Origin of the sequence: Aestuariivirga sp. (assembly GCF_020252395.1) — a bacterium.
Classification (GTDB): Bacteria; Pseudomonadota; Alphaproteobacteria; order Rhizobiales; family Aestuariivirgaceae; genus Aestuariivirga.
Genome location: NZ_JADCDB010000004.1, coordinates 71,116 through 87,475 on the forward strand (window position 1 = coordinate 71,116; position 16,360 = coordinate 87,475).

The 16,360-nt window shown below is 65.5% G+C and carries 14 protein-coding genes; 3 read left to right on the forward strand and 11 right to left on the reverse strand.

What is annotated here, in order from left to right:
* Positions 1-64 precede the first annotated feature (64 nt).
* From IOC82_RS03745 to IOC82_RS03755, 3 genes are all read right to left on the reverse strand, one after another.
* The gene (locus tag IOC82_RS03745; protein WP_290544839.1) at positions 65-2,023 is read right to left on the reverse strand and encodes a proline/glycine betaine ABC transporter permease; all 1,959 of its coding nucleotides are present in this window, start codon (positions 2,021-2,023) and stop codon (positions 65-67) included.
* Positions 2,020-3,045: an ATP-binding cassette domain-containing protein gene (locus IOC82_RS03750; RefSeq protein WP_290544840.1), complete on the reverse strand. Its 1,026-nt coding sequence runs from the start codon at positions 3,043-3,045 to the stop codon at positions 2,020-2,022. Before IOC82_RS03750 ends, IOC82_RS03745 begins: the two co-directional genes overlap by 4 nt.
* A 76-nt stretch (positions 3,046-3,121) precedes the next feature.
* Positions 3,122-4,060, reverse strand: coding sequence for an ABC transporter substrate-binding protein (locus tag IOC82_RS03755; protein WP_290544841.1), 939 nt, complete (start codon positions 4,058-4,060; stop codon positions 3,122-3,124).
* Positions 4,061-4,217: 157 nt separating this feature from the next.
* Between IOC82_RS03755 and torR the strand changes: the two genes are divergently transcribed.
* Positions 4,218-4,934: a two-component system response regulator TorR gene (torR, locus tag IOC82_RS03760; RefSeq protein WP_290544842.1), complete on the forward strand. Its 717-nt coding sequence runs from the start codon at positions 4,218-4,220 to the stop codon at positions 4,932-4,934.
* Positions 4,935-5,003: 69 nt separating this feature from the next.
* Here the strand turns inward: torR and IOC82_RS03765 are convergent, their stop codons facing one another.
* A complete protein-coding gene (locus IOC82_RS03765; RefSeq protein ID WP_290544843.1) occupies positions 5,004-7,952 on the reverse strand; it encodes an ATP-binding protein in 2,949 nt (982 codons plus the stop codon).
* Between the two features lie 70 nt (positions 7,953-8,022).
* On the opposite strand from IOC82_RS03765, the gene torT reads away from it, so the two are divergent.
* A complete protein-coding gene (torT, locus tag IOC82_RS03770) occupies positions 8,023-9,069 on the forward strand; it encodes a TMAO reductase system periplasmic protein TorT (RefSeq protein WP_290544844.1) in 1,047 nt (348 codons plus the stop codon).
* A 278-nt stretch (positions 9,070-9,347) separates the two neighbouring features.
* Here the strand turns inward: torT and IOC82_RS03775 are convergent, their stop codons facing one another.
* The 7 genes from IOC82_RS03775 to IOC82_RS03805 form a co-directional block, all read right to left on the reverse strand.
* The gene (locus tag IOC82_RS03775; RefSeq protein WP_290544845.1) at positions 9,348-10,283 is read right to left on the reverse strand and encodes an urease accessory protein UreD; all 936 of its coding nucleotides are present in this window, start codon (positions 10,281-10,283) and stop codon (positions 9,348-9,350) included.
* A 3-nt stretch (positions 10,284-10,286) separates the two neighbouring features.
* Positions 10,287-10,934 carry an urease accessory protein UreG gene (ureG, locus tag IOC82_RS03780; protein WP_290544846.1) on the reverse strand — a complete coding sequence of 216 codons (648 nt, stop codon included), beginning with the start codon at positions 10,932-10,934 and terminating at the stop codon, positions 10,287-10,289.
* A 21-nt stretch (positions 10,935-10,955) separates the two neighbouring features.
* Positions 10,956-11,684, reverse strand: a complete 729-nt coding sequence (locus IOC82_RS03785) for an urease accessory UreF family protein (RefSeq protein ID WP_290544847.1) — start codon at positions 11,682-11,684, stop codon at positions 10,956-10,958.
* Between the two features lie 8 nt (positions 11,685-11,692).
* Positions 11,693-12,283: an urease accessory protein UreE gene (gene ureE, locus IOC82_RS03790; RefSeq protein ID WP_290544848.1), complete on the reverse strand. Its 591-nt coding sequence runs from the start codon at positions 12,281-12,283 to the stop codon at positions 11,693-11,695.
* Positions 12,284-12,405: 122 nt separating this feature from the next.
* A complete protein-coding gene (locus tag IOC82_RS03795) occupies positions 12,406-14,124 on the reverse strand; it encodes an urease subunit alpha (RefSeq protein WP_290544849.1) in 1,719 nt (572 codons plus the stop codon).
* A 35-nt stretch (positions 14,125-14,159) separates the two neighbouring features.
* The gene (locus IOC82_RS03800) at positions 14,160-14,570 is read right to left on the reverse strand and encodes an urease subunit beta (protein WP_290544850.1); all 411 of its coding nucleotides are present in this window, start codon (positions 14,568-14,570) and stop codon (positions 14,160-14,162) included.
* Between the two features lie 20 nt (positions 14,571-14,590).
* A complete protein-coding gene (locus IOC82_RS03805) occupies positions 14,591-14,893 on the reverse strand; it encodes an urease subunit gamma (protein WP_290544851.1) in 303 nt (100 codons plus the stop codon).
* Positions 14,894-15,453: 560 nt separating this feature from the next.
* Here IOC82_RS03805 and IOC82_RS03810 point away from each other — a divergent pair.
* Positions 15,454-16,353 carry a sulfite oxidase heme-binding subunit YedZ gene (locus IOC82_RS03810; RefSeq protein WP_290544852.1) on the forward strand — a complete coding sequence of 300 codons (900 nt, stop codon included), beginning with the start codon at positions 15,454-15,456 and terminating at the stop codon, positions 16,351-16,353.
* Positions 16,354-16,360: the final 7 nt, after the last annotated feature.

Below are 16,360 nucleotides of genomic sequence, written 5' to 3' on the forward strand. Positions count from 1 at the left end.
GATCGACCCTCCACACAGGCAGACCGGCCGGGCCGCCGGCGGCTTCCGCCCGTCGATCGCGGCATCACGCCATGCCGAGCAGGCGCTTGCGCTGCATCGCCCAGGCGCCGATCAACCGGTCCGCCGTGATGCCGATGAAGGCGATGCCGAGGCCGGCGAGAAGGCCGCGGCCCGTGTCGGCCCCCGGCAGCGCCTTGTAGATTTCCTGGCCAAGATCGCGCGAGCCGATAAGCGCGGTGATGGCCACCATGGCCAGCGCCATCATGATGGTCTGGTTGATGCCCAGCAGGATTTCCGGGAAGGCGATGGGAAGCTCCACCTTGCGCAGGCGCTGCCACTTGGTGGCGCCCGAGGCGACGGCGGCCTCTGTGGTGGCGGCCGGCACGCGCAGCAGGCCAAGATAGGTGAAGCGGATGGCCGGCACCGTCGCATAGGCCAGCATGGCGATGACATTGGAGACATCGCTGGTCTGGAACAGCATGATGACGGGGATCAGGTAGATGAAGCTCGGGAAGGTCTGCAGCGTGTCGCAGACGCCGCGCGTGACACGCGCGGCACGCGGGCTGTGCGCCGCCCAGATGCCGATGGGAATGCCGATCAGCACACAGAGGATGGTGGCGCCGGTGACGAGATAGATCGTCAGCATCAGGGGCTCCCAGAAACCCGCGAGCATCATGAAGCCGAAGAGGCAGACAGGCAGCAGCGCCAGCCGCCAGCCCGAGAAGTGATAGCCGATGGCGGCGAGCACGCCGAGCATCACCGGCCAGGGCAGCCAGAGATAGAAATTGCGGAGCGGCAGCATGAGCCAGACGGTGAGCCAATCACGCAGCGGTTTGATGTAGGGGAAGAGCTCCTTCGACACCCAGCGTACGGCGCTGTTGATGGGGCCGCCATAGGAGAGCGTCAACTCCTTGGGCAGCACGGCGAAGGCGTGGAAAAAACCTGCCGCGGCGCCGGAGGCCGCCAGGAGCAGCAGGAAAAGCGAGATGTGCGGATGGCGGACGATGAAGCCGGTCTTGGGCGCCGAATGCTCCGGCACCTTGCGCATATAGGCCTGGGTGAGCCGGTCGAGCACGATGGCGATAAGGGTGATGGCGACACCCTGCTCCACCGCCTTGCCGATCTGCAGCTGCTGCAGCGAGAACAGGAGCTTCTGCCCCAGCCCCGAGGCCCCGACGAGCGAGGCGATGACCACCATGGCCAGCGTCTGCATGACCACCTGGTTAAGGCCCAGCATCAGCGTCTTTTCGGCCGCCGGGATTTCAACCTTCCACAACAGCTGGCGCGGCGTGCAGCCGGCCATGCGGCCCGCCTCGATCACGTCCTGCGGCACGGTGCGGAGCCCCAGGATGGTGCAGCGGGCCATGGGCGGCAAGGCGAAGCCGAAGGTCGCCAGCATGGCCGGCACCTGGCCGAAACCGAAGAGAATGACGACGGGTCCGAGATAGGCCATGTGCGGGGTGGCCTGCATCACGTCGAACACCGAATTGAGCACGCGCTCGACGCGCGCATTGCGCGTGGCCCACAGGCCGAGAGCGAGCCCGAGCGCCGCGGCGAGCGGCACGGTGACAAGCACGATGGAGAGCGTCTGCATCGCGTCCTGCCACAGGCCGAAGATGGCGAGGTAGAAGGCCGAGAGGCCACAAAAGATGGCAAGCCGGCGGCCCCCCGCCCAGTGGCCGAGAATGGCCGTGCCGCCGACGATGGCGACCCAGGGGAGCGGCGGCAGGTTCAGTGCCGGAAAGCCGCGGAACAAGAGGGCCTCGGAAAGCCATAACGGCCAAGACAGAAGCCATGACAAGGCACGTGTCACCGGCTTCGCCGCCGCAGAGAACCACACGAAGGCCTGTGTCACCCAGTCACGGAAGGGGATGGCCCATTCGGCGGGCCAGCGCTGCAGCGGCGGCCAGATCCAGGCCGCGGCGGCGCCGAGGAGGATGATCGCGACCACAACCGTGGCCAGCGGCAGCCGCGGCGCGGGTGCGAACTGCGGTGCGGCCAGGGCTTGACCGCCGCCGTTCATGTGCGCTCTTCCGGATAGAGCGCGCGGATCATCGCGGCGCGGTCGATGGCGCCGATGGAGCGGCCCTCGGCGTCAATCACCGCGATCGGCTTCTCGGAGGCGAGCACAATGGGCGCCGCCTCGCCGATCTTGGCGGAGGCAAGAATGTTGACACCGTTGAGCGGGGCGGGCACCGGCAAGGCGATGGAGCCCACGGTGAGAACCCGGTCACGCGGCGCGTTGCGCGTGAACTCCCGGACATAATCGTCGGCGGGCGAGGAGACCATGACCTCGGGTGTCGCCAGCTGAACGAGCTTTCCATCCTTCATAATGCCGATGCGGTCGCCCAGACGGATCGCCTCGTCGAAATCATGGGTAATGAAGACGATCGTCTTGCGCAGCAGCTTCTGCAGTCTCAGGAACTCGTCCTGCATCTCGCGGCGGATCAGCGGATCGAGCGCCGAGAAGGGCTCGTCGAGGAACCACACGTCGGGCCCCACCGCGAGCGAGCGCGCAATGCCGACGCGCTGCTGCTGGCCGCCCGAGAGCTCACGCGGGAAATAGTTCTCGCGGCCTTCGAGGCCGACGAGACGGATCATTTCCCGCGCGCGCGCGTCGCGCTCCTCGCGCGCGGCGCCGCGCACCTCGAGCGGAAAGGCGACGTTGGAGAGAACCGTGCGGTGCGGCAGCAGGCCGAAGTGCTGGAACACCATGCCCATCTTGTGCCGGCGGATCTCGATCAGTTCGGCCGATGACGCCTTGAGCAGATCCTTGCCCTCGAAGATGATTTCGCCGGACGTGGGATCATTGAGACGCGTGATGGCCCGGATGAGCGTCGACTTGCCCGAGCCCGAGAGGCCCATGACGATGAGAATCTCGCCGGGATAGACGTCGAAGGACACATCGCGCACCGCGCCGATGTGGCGCCCGGCGGCGAAGTTCTCGGACGTCGGCGCATGGGCGTGGCGCGCCAGGAAGCCCGCGGGGTCGGAGCCGAACACCTTCCACAGGTGGCGGCATGAAATCTTGGGCTGCTCCGTCATGATCGGCCGGTCCGAAGTGTGCCTGTGAAGACGCAGGGCACATGCGCGCCCCGCGTCCCCCCGATTGAGGTGAACGTCACTGCAGCCAGGACTTGACCGTATCCTGGTTGGTCTCGATCCACTTCTTGGCGGCTTCTTCGGGCGTCAGGCCATCGACGTCCACCAGCGCGGCGGCAGCGGCGATCTGCGGGTTGGTGAAGCTCACCTTCTTCAGGATGGCGGCGGCCTTGGGCCACTTCTGGTCAAGCTCCTTGGAGCCAACTTTCTTCAAGTAGCCGCTGGCTGGCGCACCGCAGTCATAGACGGCGTCCGGGTTCTGGCCCCACTTCGGGTCGGTGAGGCAGGCGGGTTCGTATTTCGGGAACTCGACAAACTGGCCATCGAACTTCGCCTCGATGAAGTTGGGCGTCCAGTTAAAGAGCACAATCGGCTCCTTGCGGTCATAGGCCGCCTGGAGTTCGGCCCACAGGGTTGCGGCCTGGCCGACGGGCACTTCCTGGAAGTTCATCTTCAGCGCCTGGATGCGCTCCGAATAATGCTTGCCCCAGTCGGCCGGCGGACCCACGAAGCGGCCCTTGGAACCGGTGTCGGCAGTGGCAAGCTTGGCTGCGCAGGCATCGAGCGCCTTCCAGTCCGGCAGACCCGGACACATCTCGTTCATGTAGGAAGGATACCACCAGTCCTCGCGGGTGACAGCCTGGTGCGCGCCGTAATCGACCGCGCCCGACTTCAGCGACTTGTCGAAGGACTCCGCCATCGAGCCTTCCCAGACCTCGACCTGGAAGTCCATGTCGCCGGCCGCGATGGCGGTGAACTGCAACTGCGTGTCCGACGGCTTGTATTCGACCTTGTCGCCCACCGACTCGAGCACCTGACCGATGACGTTGGAGAGCACCACCTGACTCGTCCAGTTGTTGGTCACGATCTTGATCGGATCGCCCGAATCCTCCGCGAAAGCGCTGCCGGACATGAGGCCCAGGGCTCCGAAAAGAGCGATCATCCTGACATATTTCATGCGTTCCTCCGTTAGTGTTCCGCCGGCAGTTCTCAGTTGCCGGCGCTGCGCTTCACTGTCATGCGCCGGACAGGACCATATCGGCGGGCTGTGAAGCCGTTGGTGGAAGTTGGTGAAAGCTGTGGCGGGACTTGTGAAATCTTGTAAAGACAGTTCCATGAAGCCCTCCCCAGCCCATATCCTGATCGTCGAGGACGATCCGGTGACGCGCGCCAAGCTCGCAGCCTATTTCAAAACCGAGGGCTACCGCGTTAGCGAGGCGGAAGACGGCGAGGCGATGCGCGATATCCTGGCCGCCGACCCCGCCGACCTGCTGATGATCGACATCCAGCTTCCTGGCGAGGACGGGCTCAAGCTGACGCGGGAACTGCGCGCCCAGTCCGACGTGGGCATCATCCTCGTCACCGGACGGAGCGATGCGGTGGACCGCATCGTGGGCCTTGAGATCGGTGCGGACGACTATGTGACCAAGCCTTTCGAGCAGCGCGAACTGCTGGCGCGGGCGAAGAACCTGCTGCGCCGGGTGCGTGGCGGCGGCGGCGCGGGCGCCGCGCCAAAGAAGCGGCAATTCCAAGGCTGGGTCTTCGACCTCGTCAGCCGTACGCTGAGCAGCGCCGAGGGCAAGTTCGTCGATCTGACGCGCGCCGAGTTCAAGGCGCTGGCGCTGCTCACAGCACATACCGGCCAGGTGCTGTCACGCGACCGCCTGCTGCACGAGATCGCCCACCGCGACTGGGACCCGTCCGACCGCACTGTCGACGTGGTGATCCGCCGCCTGCGCAAGAAGCTGGGTGACGACGCGAGCCATCCGCGCCTGATCGTCACGTCACATGGAGAGGGCTATCTCTTCGCGGTTCCGCTCGACCGGGCTTAGGGCATCGTGCAAGCAAGTGGACTTACTTGCGACGCGAAAGATGCTCCAGTTTCACAAGCTGACAAAACTTCACGCCCTCACGTGCGAATGCACCTGAGGGCGCGTTGCGCCAGGCCCGTCCTCCACCGCGGCGAGGCGCCGGTCCGCGTCCGCCAGTGTTGCCGCTATGAGATCGCCGAGGGCGCCCACCGGCTGACGGCAGTCGCCGGTGTCACCACGCTTCGCCGCCATCTCGATAGCGGCGAAGAGCCGCTGCAGCCCGATGAAGTCTGCAGCCGACGCGGCGCTGAACCCCGCATGCGCAACCGTCGCGATCCGCGCGGCATCGCCGGATGCGAGTGCAAGCTGCAGCTCCGCCAGCCGTTCCGGAAGCGTCTTTGCGGCGATCGCCACGATGCGGCGCATCTGCTCAGGCCCCATCGATGCAAGATCGGCTTGCCAGGCGGCATCGTCGATCGCGGATGCTGCCGGAGACGCGCCCATTGCGCGCGCAATCGCGGCGGCCAGCGCCTCCGGCGCCAGCGGCTTCGCCACATAGGAATCCATGCCCGAGGCGAGATAGGTTTCCACCTCCTGGGCGAAGACATGCGCCGACATGGCGATGAAGCGGACGGGCGATGGCGCCAGCGCCTCGCGGATGAGGCAAGCCGCCGACAGGCCATCGAGGCCGGGGAGGCTGATGTCCATCAGCACGATGTCAGGTTTCAGTTCTTGCGCCAGCGCGAGGGCCTCGTAGCCATCGCGCGCCACGCGGCAGGAGTGCCCCAGCGCGGCCATGAAATGCACTGCCACCTCGCGCGTTGCCTCGTCATCCTCGACGACGAGAATCGAGTGGCTTGCAGCCGGCATCAAGGCGCCTTCACGCGCGGCGGTGGCGGCCGGCGCGCTGGCCTCGTCGAGCACCAGCGCCAAGGTGAAGGTGCTGCCCTGCCCCGGCCCGGATTCGACTTCGAGCGTCCCGCCCACTGCCTGCGCCAGCCCGCGCGAAATCGACAGGCCGAGACCCGTGCCGCCATAGCGGCGGGTGATCGAACTGTCGGTCTGGGTGAAGGACTCGAAAATGCTCTGGCGCTTCGCCTCGGGGATGCCGATCCCCGTGTCGGTGACGGAGATGGCAATCTGCTTGCGCCTCTCGCCGGCGGGACTGGCCGTAGCGCGGAGGCCAACCTTTCCGCTCGGCGTGAACTTGATGGCATTGCTGACAAGGTTGAACAGGATCTGCCGGATCTTCCCGGCATCGCCCTCGAACCACGCCGCAACCCCCGGCCCCATCGCAAGCTCGAGCGACAGCCCCTTTTCCTCCGCCGAAGGCCGCATCAGCGAGACGATGCCGGCGAGCGTCTCGTCGAGCCGGAAAACCACCAGGTCGACGGTGATCTTGCCCGACTCGATCTTGGAATAATCGAGGATGCTGTTGAGGATGCCGAGCAACGCCTCGCCGGAGGCGGAGGCCGTTGCCAGGCGGTGCGCCTGCTCGGGGCAGGCCGGTCCGTCCTGCAGCAGGCGCAGCATGCCGAGCATGCCGGTCATCGGAGTCCGGATCTCGTGGCTCATGGTGGCGAGGAATTCGGACTTCGCGCGGCTGGCGCGCTCGGCGGCTTCGCGCGCCGCAGCATGGCTCTTCACCTCATGTTCGAGCTGCGCGGTGCGTTCGGCCACCAGCTCGCGCAGCTCCTCCCGGTGGCGGCGCAGCTCCTCATTGGTGCGCTCGCGCTCGGCCTCCAGCGCGCTGCGCTGACGCGACACATCGCGGAAGGCGGTGACGGCCCCGGCGAGGTCCTTCAACTCATGGGTTCCACCCTGCGTCACCTCGACGGCCAGATCGCCGATGGTGAGCCGCCGCATCGCCTGCGCCAGCTCCTGCAGCCGGCGCACCACGCCACGTTCCACATAGAGCCACACGATCAGCCCCGAGATCAGCACGGCAATCGCCGTGGTGGCGAGCAGCGCGAGGAGACCCGCCGACACGGCGCGGCCGGCCTGCGCCGAAGCGGCGAGCGCAAAACTGCGCGCATTGCTCACCACGGCCTGCGCCACATTGGTGAGCTTGCCCGAGAGCAGGCGGTTGCTCTCGGCCACCTGGTCCAGCTCCTCGCCAATGGCGATCAAGCGCAGCCGGTCCTCGAACAGGCTGGAATCGACCTTCATCTCGCCCACCGCAGAGCGCAGGGCCAGGAGCTGTTCCTCCGCCTGGGACCGCCGGATGGGATCGTCGATGCCGGACACGCGGCGCTTGACGATGCGCAGATTGGCGGCAAACTCGCCCGACAGCGCCAGCACCTCGTCACGCGTCGCCGCGCGCGACAGGCGGTTGGTCAGCAGTGCCAGCTGCGAGGCGCGCAGGCGCAGTTCCCACATGCGGTCGAGAAGGTAGATGTCCTGCTCGATCAGCCGGTCGAGCGCGTCATAGGCCAGAGCGCGCATGCCTTCGCCGTCGATGAGGCCATAGAGACCCGCCACCACGGCGGAAGCGCCGGCCGAGGCATTCGACACCAGCGTCTCGGAGAGGTCGACGAGGTTGGTCGCGGCGGACAGCGTGCCCTCCGCCCGCCGGTCAAAGCTGCGCATAAGCTGCAGCCTGGCCGTCACCAGCCGGTTCTGCTCGCCCAGGTTTGCAATGAGGGTTTCGGCATTGCTCGAAAGCTGGCTCAACAGCGGATAGTCGAGCTTCGAGAGGGCCGCATCGGCCAAATGGCGGCGGATGTTGGCGGCCAGCGCATTGACCTCCGCGGCATGCCGCGCCCGCGCCGCCTCGCCGGAAGAGGCGGCCAGCGACTGGCCTGCGGCGAGAATACGGGTGGTGGCATCGCCCGTCGCCTGGGCGACAGCAACCGCCGGCAGCGCTTCCCCGGTGATGCGTGACTGTGCCTTGGACACGTCACGCAGGATCAACCAGCCGGCCACGCCCGACGACAGCGACAGCGCCGCGATGCCGAGGAAGGCGGCGAACAGCCGCCCGCCGATGCCAAGCCGCGAAAACAGTTTGTCCCTCCCTGCCCGGGCCTTGCCAGCCGCCATGAGGCTTGCCCTCCGGCCGGAACCCGCTAGCTTCAGGATACAGCGTAAGCTGTTTTCAGGAACCCGCCAAATGAGATCGCTCCTCGCTGCCCTCGCCCTGCTCGCCCTCGCGGGCGCCTGCCGCGCGGCGGACACATGGGCGCTGGAGCGCTGGACACCGCCCTTCGACTATCGCGGCACGCCCTCGGAGATCGCTTACCAGCCACTGGAGAAGGCCCGGAAGCGCTGGCGCATCTGCGCCTCCTATCCGCATCTCAAAGATTCCTACTGGCTCTCCGTCAACTATGGCATGGTGCGCCACGCCCGTAAGCTCGGCATCGCACTCGAGATCGTCGAGGCCGGCGGCTATCCGAACCTTGACAAGCAGAAGGCGCAGATCGCTGGCTGCGCCAAGTCGGCCGATGCTCTGATCGTCGGCGCCGTATCCTATGACGGACTGACACCACTCCTGGTGACGCTGTCGAAGCGCATGCCGGTCATCGCAGCGGTGAACGACATCGACAGCGCCGGCGTCGTCGCCAAGTCCGGCGTGTCCTGGATCAGCATGGGCGAGGCCATCGGGCACTATTTTGCAGCCCTTCATCCGAAGGGCTCGGCCAAGGTACGGGTCGCGTGGTTTCCGGGGCCCAAAGGCGCGGGCTGGGTGGGCTTCGTCGAAGAGGGCTTTCAGCGCGGCATTGCCGGAAGTTCGGCCGAAATCGTATCGGTCAAATGGGGCGACACCGGTTTCGAAGATCAGCTGCTGCTGCTCGAGGACCTGCTGGAACAGCACCCCGACGTCGACTACATCATCGGTAGCGCCGTGACGGCGGATGCGGCGGTGAGCCTGCTGCGCGCCAAGAACCTGACCGGCCGTATCGGCGTGCTGGCCGATTACTTCACCCATGGCACTTACCGCGCCATCAAGCGTGGCAAGGTCATCGCCGCTCCGACGGACTTGCCCGTCGTGCAAGGCGAACTCGCCATCGACCAAGCCGTCCGCGCTCTTGAAGGCACGCTGGCGGTTTCTCATGCGGGGCCGGCCATCCGCATCATCGACGGCAATAACATCAACGCCACCGACATCAACGACAGCCTGGCGCCTGCATCCTTCAAGCCAACCTTCAAGGTGGAATAGGACGCAATCGCGACGCCGGACCGGCGTAGTCTGCCCGGACCGCCGCCGTTTCCGCAGCAAAGCGAATCCGCTGGACAATCGCCATCCACCGCTTGGGCAGTAATGTGGCTTTCACGGATCTTCGCAATGAAACTCTCCTTTCACCAGGCGGAACACAATGAGCGATGATTTTTTCCGCAACCGCAATGCCGAGGCGGGATTCGCCACGCGCGCCATTCGCCTCGGCCGGCGCGGTGCTGCTTTCGGCGGCCGCATATGAGCATGATCCGGCCCGCTCTTCAGCGCCAGAGGAATTCCGCGGGCAGGGTTTTCCCCCGCGCCTCCTCGCGCACGATCCGCCAGAAGCGCCGCACCTCGCGGCGCACGTCGTAGCTTTCAACGCCGGCGGCGCGCAGCACCAGTCCCGCTCCATTAGGCAGGCGGCTGACGCCGGAAATGGCGCGCGGCGCGTCTGTTGCGAAATTCGTCCCGCAGCGCGCCTTGATGCGCGCCGCCGTCTCGGGCGGGGTGAGGCACATGATGCTGGCGAAGGCATCGAAGCCCTTCATCACCGCCGCATGTTCCACCGTCACGTCGCCCTGCTCGATCAGGAGCTTCTCGGCGAAGAGCTTGCGCCCGCCCGGGCGGCGCACCGACACCGCCATGGACAGCAGGTCAAGGCCGAAGCGCTCATCCGCGTGGTGATGCTTGCGGCCCGTCATCAGCATCTCGCCATAGAGCAGCGTCGCGCCCTCGGCGATGACGATGTCGGTCTGGTTGATGAAGCGTGAGCCGCGATAGGGAATGGTGAAGTCCGGCAGATATTCGAGATAGGTGTTGGGCGCCAGCGTCACCGTTTGGTGCTGCGAGGCGTAATTGGCGTCCATCTGGTGGATGCGGTTGGCGCTCTGCGTGTTGACCTGCGCGCAGGCGCCCTCTTCGAGATAAATGTCGATCTTGTAGCGGTCACCCTGCAGAATGCCGCCGCCCACCGAGATGATGGCGCAGATCGGCAGGTCCGGCATGGCCTCGTCCCAGTAGAGCGCCTGCTGCACGAGGAGCGGCGCCACACGGTAGAGGTCATGCAGCACCGAGCGGCCGTGGCGCACCGAGAAGCCCAGCCTCAGCTCGCCGGTCTTGCCGGGAGCAGCCGCCCGCATCTGCGCAGGCTCGGTCTGGAAGCTGCGCAGTTCCTTCGCACCGTCAAGCTGGCGGAGCCGCTCGTGAAGAGCCATCGTCTATCCTGCAGTCTTGGCAAGCGGCGCGGGCTTTACGTCGAAGAGCGCCATGTCCATGACGAGTGCAATCAGCTGATCGATCCCCTCTCCCGTCTTGCAGTTGGTGAAGATGAAGGGCTTCTTACCCCGCATCAGCTTCGAGTCGCGGTCCATCACCTCGAGGCTGGCGCCGACATAGGGGGCCAGATCCTTCTTGTTGATGACCAAAATGTCCGACTGGCAGACACCCGCCCCGTTCTTGCGCGGGATCTTGTCGCCGGCGGCGACGTCGATCACGTAGATGTAGAAGTCCGCCAGCGCCGGGCTGAAGGTGAGGGTGAGATTGTCGCCGCCCGACTCGATCAGGATCACGTCGCTGTCCGGGTACTTCTCCTCCATCTCCTCGACAGCCGCGATGTTCATCGAAGGATCTTCGCGCACCGCGGTGTGCGGGCAGGCGCCCGTCTCGACGCCCACGATCTTCTCCTCGACGAGGATGCCCTTCAGGGTGCGGCGCACCTGCTTTGCATCCTCGGTGGTGACGACGTCATTGGTGATGATCAGCGGCTTTATCCCCATGTCGATAAGGCGCGGGGTGATGGTCTCGATGACCGCCGTCTTGCCCGATCCGACCGGGCCGCCAATGCCGATGCGCGTGATTTTCTTCATATATGCCTCCTCTCCCGGCGCTCAGTTCATGAACAGCCGGACATGGGTTGTGGTGTGATGCGCGACGAGAACGTCGAAGACGGGCGCGAATGTGCTCATTTCGTCGAGCGTGAGATCGCGGATCGCCTCGTATTCGGCCTGCGTATGCTGCAGCACGCCGAACAGAGTGCGCTGGGTGTCGAGGTGGTCGATGCGCATCAGCCGCAGCGCAGCGCCGAGGATCATCGAGGCGACGCCATATTGGTGGACGACGAAGGCCTCCGCCTCGTCCGCGCCGAGCTGGGCGAAGGCAATGGCCTGGCCGACCGGGTAGCAGCCGGGAGTGTCCTCCGCGCGGATGCCGGCGAGCCAGCGTTCGAGCATCGGGAAGCTGCTGATCTTGAGCGCGAGTTCGGCAAATTTCTTGCCCATGCGCGACGTCATCATCTGCTGTTCCTCGCCCACCCGGCGGCAGGCGAGTTCACTGTCGGCGGCGAGCACAGTATCGTAATCACCGGCTACCGCCGCCCGGTGGGCGTGGAGCAGCGCAACGCCATCCATGCGCGAGGCCTGACGCATGGCCACCGCCACGAAGTCGCGCAGCGACGCGGGATCCGTGACGACCTGCGTCTGCAACGCGGACTCGAGGCCGTTGGAGAAGGCAAAGGATCCGATGGGCAGCGTCGAATCCGCGAACTGCATCAGCCGCGCGAGATGCACCATCTCGCGTGCGGCGCGTTGCCCTTCGGGTTTTGCTTTTGCGCGGGGCATCAGGCGCCCTAACCACGGGACCGTGTGAGTTCATAGATCGCAGCGTCACCATGATGATGGTGCGGCGTCGCATCGGCCCCGGCAAAGAGCAGGCGCATCTCCTTGGCTGTCAGCAGGCCGGCGATCTCCTCGCCCGGCACAAAGCGCGAAGTGATGTGCTCGAAGGCATGGGTGCGCATGACGGAAGACATGACCTTGCGGTCGACCGACAGCGGCACGTAGACCGTGGCGCCCTTGATGACGGCCGGCCAGTGCTGGTTGCCCAGGCCGTGGCCCAGTTCGAAGCAGATGCGCAGAATCTCGGCGGGCGGCAGGCTCTCGATCTTCCCGAGCTCAATCACCAGCACCTCCTTCAGTGGGATGCGTGCGACGACGATGTGGTTGCGGGCCGCGTCAAAGTAGAGCACGTCGCCGTCATGAAGGTGCTCGCTGCGGGGCAGCGAGATCGCCAGTTCGATGCCGCCCTCGCTCGCCTTGCGCAAACGGCTCTTCGGCGCCTCCCACTGCTCCAGCACGAGGGGGTCGACAGTTCCGATCTTGGCGCGCTCCTGCCAGGCGGCATCTTGCAAATTGCCGAGCTTGCTTTCAACGATGATCATAAAACCTCCTGGCAAGACGGAAACGGAATACGGCACTTCCGGCAGAAGGGAGATTTCCCTTCGCCCCACGGCGCGCGCCATCCTCCGGCGCGGGGACGGACCGCCGCCACCGGCTGTGGGGATCAGCTGAAGAAATAGAGCTGCGTGAGCGGCACATGGGTCGCCGGCTCGACGGTGGCGTGCTTGCCGTTGACGGTGACCGCGAAAGTCTCCGGGTTCACTTCGATAACCGGCAGGCAGTCGTTGCGCACCATGCTGTCCTTGGTGATGGTGCGGGTGCCATAAACCGGAACGACCTTCGACTTCAGTCCATAGCGGCCGGCGATGCCGTCTTGCATGGCAGCGTGCGATGTAAAGGTCACGCGCGTCTTCGGGATCACCGAATTGAGGCCGCCGAACATCGGGCGATAGGTGACCGGCTGAGGCGTGGGCAGCGAGGCGTTGGGATCTCCCATCAGCGACCAGGAGATCATGCCGCCCTTGATCACCATCTTGGGCTTGGCGCCGAAGAAGGCAGGCTCCCAGAGCACCAGGTCGGCCATCTTGCCGACTTCGACCGAGCCAATCACATGGGCAACGCCCTGCGCGATGGCGGGGTTGATCGTCACCTTGGAGACGAAGCGCAGGACGCGCTGATTGTCGTTGCCCGACGTATCGCCCGCATAGGCGCCTGTGCGCTCCTTCATCAGATGCGCGGTCTGGATGGTGCGCATCCAGTTCTCGCCGACGCGGCCCATGGCCTGGCTGTCGCTCGACAGGATGGAGATGGCGCCCATGTCGTGGAGCACGTTTTCCGCCGCGATGGTTTCGGCGCGCACGCGGCTTTCGGCGAAGGCGACGTCGGTCGGGATCTTGGGGCTGAGATTGTGACAGATCATCGTCATGTCGAACAATTCGGCCTGGGAGTTGATGCCGTAGGGCAGGGTCGGGTTGGTCGAGCTCGGGATGACGTTCGACAGGCCCGCCACGCGGATGATGTCCGGGGCATGGCCACCCCCGGCGCCCTCCGTGTGGTAGGTGTGGATGGTGCGGCCCTCGAAGGCGGCGATGGTGTTCTCGACGAAGCCCGACTCGTTCAGCGTGTCGGTGTGGATGCAAACCTGCACGTCTTGCTGGTCCGCCACCGTCAGGGCATTGCGGATCGCCGCCGGGGTGCTGCCCCAGTCTTCATGGATCTTGAAACCCATGGCGCCGGCGCGGATCTGCTCTTCGAGCGGAACAGGAGCGGAGCCATTGCCCTTGCCCAGCACGCCGGCATTCACCGGCCATGAGTCGAAGGCACTCAACATCATTTCGATGTTCCACGTGCCGGACGTGATCGTCGTGCCGTTAGTACCGTCCGAGGGACCGATGCCGCCGCCGAACAGCGTGGTAACGCCATTGCTCAGCGCGGCCTCCGCCTGCTGGGGCGAAATGAAGTGAACGTGCGCATCGATACCGCCGGCGGTGAGGATCAGATGCTCGCCGGAGATCGCGTCGGTGCCCGGTCCAAGCGCCAGGCCGCGGGTCACGCCCGGCATGACCGCCGGGTTGCCAGCCTTGCCGATGCCACAGATCAGGCCGTTCTTGATGCCGACGTCGGCCTTGATGACGCCCAGCACGCCGTCGAGGATGGTGACGCTCGTGATCACCAGGTCCGGCGCGCCGGCAGCGCTGGTCAGTTCGTTGTCGAAGCCCATGCCGTCACGCAGCGTCTTGCCGCCGCCGTACACGGCCTCTTCGCCATAGACCCGGAGGTCCCTCTCGATTTCGATGAAGAGATTTGTGTCACCGAGACGAACCTTGTCGCCCGCCGTCGGACCGAAGAGATCGGCGTATTGCCTTCTTGATATCTTAGCCATCTCAAAGCTCCCTTGAATGATGGTGAGGCGGTGGCTTAGGGCTTGTTCTTAAATCCGTACCGGCCCAACCGCTCCAACGCGTCTGCGAGGCGGGGGCGATAGTCGTCGTTACTCCCGTCACCCACCCAGCCATTGACCAGGCCGTTAAAGCCAAGAACCCGCTGCTTGCCCCGATAGGGAACAAGGCTGACTTCCTTTTCGTCGCCCGGTTCGAAGCGGATGGCGGTGCTGGCAGGGATGTTGAGGCGCTTGCCGAAGGCCTGGCCCCGGTCAAATTCGAGGTCGGCATTGGTTTCGAAGAAGTGGTAGTGAGAGCCCACCTGGATCGGCCGGTCCCCGGTATTGCGCACCTTGATCGCGGTCACCGGATAGCCGGCATTGATCTCGATGTCGCCGGCGGCGAGAAGCAATCCTCCAACCGGGATCGTGTTCTGGTCTTGCGCCATTGCGGCCTCTCCTTTCGGGATCACTTGACGGGTTCGTGAACGGTGACGAGCCGGCTGCCGTCGGTGAACACGGCCTCCACCTGCACGTAAGGGATCATCTCGACGACGCCGTCCATGACATCATCGCGGGTGATGACCTTGCCGGCCAGTTCCATGACCTGCTCCAGCGTCTTGCCGGCGCGTGCGCCTTCGAGTGCCGCCACGGAGATGAGCGACACCGTCTCCGGATGATTGAGCTTCAGCCCCTGGTCCTTCCGGCGCTGGGCCACCTGGGCCATCATATAGATAAGAAGCTTGTCGATCTCGCGTGGCGTGAAATGCATGTGCCGGTCTCCTGACTGCTATGGGGCGGCGATTGCGGCCTCACATCAGCGCCGCCGTCCTTGCGGCACCTCTTGTCTTCAACTCGAAATAAAGCTTCGAATTCCGCCCGAGTAAAGCGTTATTGCCCAATTGCCGCACCTCGAAAACGCGCAAGATGTGTGTAAGGATGGGGCGATCTCAGCCCAGCCATCAGATCCAGCCGGCCGCAATGGCCATGCATGCGAGTGCCCCTCAGACCCGCGTGGCCTGGCCCGAATTGCGGACGAGCAGCTCCACCGGAGTGGGGGGTCCGGCGGCGGCACGTATCCGTCCTGGAGCCAGCCAAGAACGGTGGTAGCGATGCGCACGCCGAAATCCGCGATGCCGCGTCCGGCCGATGCTAGGGTGGGAGAGGCCCGAGCCGGCACAGTGGACGCTGCCAGGGCGCATTTCGCAACGCGGGCAAGGGTGGAGGCCCCGCTCATGCCTGGGCTCCTTGCCATAAGAGGGGCAACCCCTGATATCGGCCACACCGGGCGCCGTTTCCAGTCCCTTTCGCATCGCAAGAGTGTGATGGGAGGTGACGCGACATGGCCGGGAAAACCTGCAATATGGCGAGATGTCTCCGATCACCGACCGCGCCGGACGATTCTCGTGGCTGAAGACCCTGTGCCTGATGCTGCTTGTGGCCCCGGCCGCCTGGCTGGCTTGGCGCGCCCTGAACCATGATCTCGGCCCCCGCGCAATGACAGAGGCGCTGCACGTCACCGGACGTTGGGCGGTGCGCTTCCTGCTGGCGGCACTGGCGGTGACGCCGCTGCAGCGGCTGTTCCGCTGGAACAGGCTGGCGCTGATCCGGCGCATGCTGGGTGTTGGCGCCTTCACCTGGGCGTCGGGGCATCTGCTCCTCTATATCGCCAGCCAGGGCTATGACCTGCCGCATGTCGCGAGCGAGATCGTCCACCGCTACTACCTCGCCATCGGTTTCGCGGCGCTGGCGGGGCTGGCGCTGCTCGCAGCGACATCGACAGATGGCATGATCGCGCGCCTGGGACCTTGGTGGAAGCGCCTGCACCGCGCGGTTTATATTTTGACGGCCCTCGCCATCGTGCATTTCTTCATGCAGTCGAAGCTCGATGCCAGCGAGGCAACGCTGATGGCGGGATTGTTCCTGGCCCTGATGATCTATCGGCTGACCTTCCGCCTTCGCCTGCCGGTGAACGCCGCCATGCTGGCGGGCGTGGCCGTGGCCGCCGCCGCCGCAACCGCACTGGTCGAATTCGCCTGGTACGGGCTCGCCACCGGCGCCAATCCGTGGCGCGTGCTCGCAGCCAATCTCCATGCCACTCAGGGCCTGCGCCCGGCGGTGGACGTGCTGCTGCTGGCCCTGGGCCTTGGCCTCTGCGCCGAGATATACCGGCGGCGCAATGCGCAGTCTCCGGCTGCCGGCCTCCCGCCGCGGCTTTCGCGCGGCGCATGAGAAGGCG